General features: G+C 72.7%; 5 protein-coding genes. 1 reads left to right on the forward strand and 4 read right to left on the reverse strand.

Annotated features, from left to right (window positions below):
- Positions 1–294 (reverse strand): PLP-dependent transferase (locus GH736_RS19135; protein WP_203230856.1); only part of this gene is annotated, 294 nt, incomplete at its 3' end.
- A 112-nt stretch (positions 295–406) separates the two neighbouring features.
- Between GH736_RS19135 and GH736_RS19140 the strand changes: the two genes are divergently transcribed.
- Positions 407–883: an Lrp/AsnC family transcriptional regulator gene (locus GH736_RS19140; protein ID WP_159606183.1), complete on the forward strand. Its 477-nt coding sequence runs from the start codon at positions 407–409 to the stop codon at positions 881–883.
- An 18-nt stretch (positions 884–901) separates the two neighbouring features.
- On the opposite strand, the gene GH736_RS19145 is transcribed toward GH736_RS19140, so the two are convergent.
- The 3 genes from GH736_RS19145 to GH736_RS19155 all read right to left on the reverse strand — a co-directional run.
- Positions 902–1,999 carry a VIT1/CCC1 transporter family protein gene (locus tag GH736_RS19145; RefSeq protein ID WP_159606185.1) on the reverse strand — a complete coding sequence of 366 codons (1,098 nt, stop codon included), beginning with the start codon at positions 1,997–1,999 and terminating at the stop codon, positions 902–904.
- A gap of 180 nt (positions 2,000–2,179) precedes the next feature.
- The gene (locus GH736_RS19150; protein WP_159606187.1) at positions 2,180–3,052 is read right to left on the reverse strand and encodes a DUF3097 domain-containing protein; all 873 of its coding nucleotides are present in this window, start codon (positions 3,050–3,052) and stop codon (positions 2,180–2,182) included.
- Between the two features lie 9 nt (positions 3,053–3,061).
- On the reverse strand, positions 3,062–3,643 hold a 582-nt coding region (locus tag GH736_RS19155; protein ID WP_328596916.1), incomplete at its 5' end, for an OB-fold nucleic acid binding domain-containing protein.

Raw genomic sequence — 3,643 nt, forward strand, 5'->3', positions numbered from 1 at the left:
CGCGGCCATGCCGCTGCCGAACGCGACGGCGCCGTCGGTGCCCTCGAGGCCCGCGAGCGACTCCTCGAAGCGGGCGACGCCGGGCTGCCAGAGGCGCTGGTAGACCGCCGACCGGCCCTCGCCGAGGTCGTGGCCGGTCGCGAGCTCCTCGTACGAGAGCCCGCCGGTCTCGACCGAGGGCAGCGGGTTGGTGGTGGAGAAGTCGATGACGGGCACGTGGGATCCGCTCGCCCGGACTCCGCTCATGCCGCCGTGGACGGCGCGGGTCTCGAACTGCGACGACGATGTCTGCATGCCTTGAATGAAGCAGAAGCTGTGACGATCGGCAAATCGTCATGCACGATCTAGTGCGCTACGCTTGAAACCTCGAAGCATCTGCAAAAGCTGAGATCAGGGAGGCCCGACGATGGCGCAGAAACCCGAACTCGACCGTGTCGACCGAGCGCTGCTGCAGGCACTCTCCACCAACGCCCGCGCGTCGGGCGCGGCCCTCGCCGCCGAGGTCGGCGTCGCAGAGTCCACGGTATCGCTCCGACTGCGCCGGCTGCAGAGCCTCGGCACGGTGCGCGGATACCGGGTCGACGTCGACCTGGCGTCGCTCGGCGTGTCGCTGCAGGCGCTCATCGCCATCCGACTGGTGAAGCACGACCGCAGCGAGATCGACGCGTTCCGCGCCCAGGTTCCGCACCTGCCCGGCGTGCTCGGGGTGTTCCACATGGCCGGCGCCGAGGACTACCTGCTCCACGTGGCCGCTCGCGACGCAGAGGAGCTGCGGGAATTCGTGCTGGCGCACCTCACGGGGCATCCGGCGGTCGCCCACACCGAGACCAACCTGATCTTCGAGCACGTCGACGGCGACGGCTGGAACAAGCTCGTCGGCTGATCCGCCCGCCGGGCCGGCTCAGCCGATCGAGGTGCCGAACGCGAGGCCCAGCACGTAGGTGACCGCCGCTGCGCCGAGGCCGATGCCGAGCTGCCGCAGTGCCCGCTTCAGCGGCGAAGCGCCCGAGAGCAGGCCCACCGTCGCACCGGTGGCCAGCAGGGCGACGCTCACGAGCACCGTCGCGGTGATGATCGCCGCGGTGCCGCTGAGGCCGAAGATCCAGGGCAGCACGGGGATGAGCGCCCCGGAGGCGAAGAACAGGAAGCTCGAGATCGCCGCGGCGAGCCCGGTGCCGACGGCTTCGTCATCGTGGGCGACCACGGCGAGCGCATCGGTCGGCGTCGACGACTGTCCCGCCGCCTGCACGCGCGCCATCACCAGTGCGGCGTGTTCTCGCGATTCGGCGTCGTCCATCCCGCGTGCACGGTAGACGAGCGCCAGCTCGTTCGCGTCGATGTCGAGGTCCACGAGCGCCTCGCGGGCGGTCGGGTCGGGGGCGGATGCCTCCAGCAGCTCGCGCTGCGACCGCACCGACACGTACTCGCCCGCCCCCATCGAGAGTGCGCCGGCGAGGAGACCGGCGATGCCCGTGAACAGCACCACGGAGGCGGGAACGCCGGTCGCGCCGATGCCGAGCACGAGGGCGAGGTTCGACACGAGTCCGTCGTTCGCGCCGAACACCGCCGCGCGGAACGTCCCGGCGAGCCGGCGCCGGCCACGCGCCGCGAGGCCCCGCACGACCTCGCCGTGGATGCGCTCGTCTGCCGCCATGGCCGGCGTCGCGTCGGGGTCGGTCGCGTACGGCGACCGCGCCTCGGCCCGCTGGGCGAGGGCGAGCACGAAGATCGAACCGAACCGCCGGGCGAGGGCACCGAGCATCCTGGTGCGCACGTCGGCGCGGACCACCTTCGAGTCGTCGCCGCCGAGGAGCGCCAGCCAGTGCGCCTCGTGACGGCCTTCGGCGGCGGCCAGCGCCAGCAGGATCTCGCGCTCCTCGCCGTCGCGTCGCGCGGCGAGCTCGCGGTACACCGCGGCCTCGGCCCGTTCGTCCGCGAGGTAGCGCCGCCACCTCGCCCGGTCGGCGTCGGTCGTCGTGCGCCGTATGTCGTCGCTCATCTGCTCCACATCCTGCCCGGGAGCGCCCGACGGTGACCCGGATGCTCCCGCCCCATCACGTCGCGGCCGCCTGCACGGCCTCCGCCACGATATCGGCGACGCAGGGGGCATCCGCTCGATTCGTCGGGATTGGCAGGATTTCGGACCACCGAACCGGACGCGTCGGGGAGGTGCCGCCGATCAGCCCTCGCGGGGCGCCGTCACGAAGTCGATGAGCTCCTCGACCCGGCCGAGCAGTGCGGGCTCGAGGTCGCCGTACCCGCGGACGCGGCCGAGGATGTGCTGCCACGCGCGCGCGATGTCGGCCTGCTCGGCGTGCGGCCAGCCGAACGCCTCGCACACGCCGTGCTTCCACTCGGTGCCGCGGGGGATCACCGGCCAGGCGTCGCGGCCGAGGCGGGCCGGCTTCACGGCCTGCCAGACGTCGATGAACGGATGCCCCACGACGAGCACGTGGCGTCCGTGGCGTCCGCGCGCGACCGAGTCGGCGATGCGCTGCTCCTTGGAGCCGGGCACGAGGTGGTCGACGAGGATGCCGGCGCGCCGTCGGGGTCCGGGCTGGAACTCGTCGAGCTGCGCGGCCAGCACGTCGACGCCCTCGAGGTACTCGACGACGACGCCTTCGACGCGCAGGTCGGCGCCCCACACCTTCTCGACGAGCTCGGCGTCGTGGCGGCCCTCGACGAAGATGCGGCTCGGCAGGGCGACGCGCGCGGGCGCCTGCTCGACGGCGAAGGAGCCCGACGCCGTGCGGATCCGGCCGGCCGGTGCCTTCGGTGCGGGGGCCGCGAGCTGCACCGCCTCGCCGTCGATGAGGAACCCGTGACCGAGGGGGAACATGCGCCGTCGTCCGAGGCGATCCTCGAGCGTGACGGTTCGCTTGTCGGCGGCGACCACGGCCCCGCAGAATCCGTCGGCGGCGAGCTCGACGACGAGGTCGCGCTCCACGGCCACGGTCGGGATGACGCGTCGACCCTGTGCCCGCCAGTCGCCGGCGAGCACGTCGGCGCCGTAGCGGTCGGGTCCGTTCGGATCGTGGGTCGCAGTCGGCACCGGTCGAGGCTAACGGAAGTCGCGTGAGCGGGTGGGTGCCGACACGGTGAGACGCTCGAAACGGTCGGCGACGAGGTTGGTGACCCCTTCGGGCGAGCGTTCGAGGATGCCGCGCACGATCAGCGCCGGCGCCTCGCGCGCCAGTCGGCGATACCTGGTCCAGACGCCCACGCCGGCGATGACGTTGAGCGTGCCGGACTCGTCCTCGAGGTTCATGAAGGTGATGCCGCTGGCGGTGGCGGGGCGCTGCCGGTGCGTGACGACGCCGCCGACCTCGATGCGGCGGCCGCTCTCGGCGTGTCGCAGGAGGTCGATGCGGATCGCGCCGCGCTCGTCGAGCTGCCCCCTGATGTGCCGGATCGGGTGGTCGTCGGGGGAGATGCCCGTGGCCCACAGGTCGTAGACCACCTGCTCGGCGGGGCTCAGCATCGGCAGGAGGGGCGGTTGCACGACGACGATCGATCCGGCGAGGTACTCCTCGCGGTCCTCGGCGGCCTCGCCCGCGAGCCAGAGCGCCTCGCGACGCTGCAGGCCGAAGACGTCGAACGCGCCGGCCGCGGCGAGCGCCTCGAGCTGCTCGGCGTTGAGGCC

Source organism: Agromyces humi (assembly GCF_009720255.1).
Classification (GTDB): domain Bacteria; phylum Actinomycetota; class Actinomycetes; order Actinomycetales; family Microbacteriaceae; genus Agromyces; species Agromyces humi.

Excerpts from the sequence above, each read along its gene's own strand:
- GH736_RS19140 (WP_159606183.1), top strand. The coding sequence starts at position 407 with ATGGCGCAGAAACCCGAACTCGACCGTGTCGACCGAGCGCTGCTGCAG.
- GH736_RS19145 (WP_159606185.1), bottom strand. The coding sequence starts at position 1,999 with ATGAGCGACGACATACGGCGCACGACGACCGACGCCGACCGGGCGAGG.